The following is a 960-nucleotide window of genomic DNA, read 5'->3' on the forward strand; positions in this document are numbered from 1 at the left end:
TGAAGGGGTGGCAGCGGTCGTTCCAGCCGTCGATGAAGGTTTTGATCGCGGTCACGAGTTGTTTCACGCTGTCGAAGGATCCACGTCGGATTGCTTGCCGGGTGATGATCCCGAAGAAGATCTCGACCATGTTCAGCCAGGAACCCGAGGTCGGGGTGAAGTGCAGTGTCACGCGCGGGTTCCGGGTCAACCATTGGTTGATGTCGTCGTGTTTGTGGGTGTGGTAGTTGTCCAACACCACATGCAACTGTCGGCGCGGGTAGGCCTTGGCGACCTTCTTCAGAAAGTCCAGGAACTCGGCCTTGCCATGCCGGTCATAACACTGGTCGGTCACCCTCCCGGTAGCGACCTCCAGGGCGGCGAACAAGGTGGTGGTGCCGTTGCGTTTGTAGTCGTGGGTGGCCTTCTCCGGCAGACCGGGCCGGACCGGCAGGATCGGCGCGGTCCGGTTCAACGCCTGGATCTGGGACTTCTCATCCACACACAACACCACCGCGTTCTGAGGCGGTGCCAGATACAGGCCGACCACGTCACGGACCTTGGCCTCCAACTGCGGGTCGGTGGAGAACTTGAACGTCTCCCGCCGCCACGGCTTGACCCCGTATCGTCGCCAGGCCCGGGCCACGGTCGCATCGCCGATGCCCAGATCCTTGGCCAACAGCCGCGACGACCAGTGCGTCACAGCCAACTGCTCCGGCGGCGGCTCCAACGTCCGCGAGATGATCATGCTGTCATCGACGATCTTCGGCCGGCCCGACCGCGACTGATCGTCCAGGCCCGCGACCCCCAACCGGGCATAGCGATCACGCCACTTGATCACCGTCGGCCGCGACACCCCCAGCCGGCGTGCCGTCTCCGACGTCGAAGCCCCGTCAGCCACCGCGAGCACGATCCGGGCCCGCTCGACCTGACCGGCCGACACCGACGGCGACCGCGTCCACGACTCCAAGATCACCCGAT

At 64.6% G+C, this 960-nt stretch carries 1 protein-coding gene; it reads right to left on the reverse strand.

Going from position 1 to position 960, the window contains the following annotated elements:
- On the reverse strand, positions 1-960 hold a 960-nt coding region (locus tag IEY07_RS23955; RefSeq protein ID WP_229670621.1), incomplete at both ends, for an IS630 family transposase.

The organism is Microlunatus endophyticus, from assembly GCF_014646195.1.
GTDB lineage: Bacteria > Actinomycetota > Actinomycetes > Propionibacteriales > Propionibacteriaceae > Microlunatus > Microlunatus endophyticus.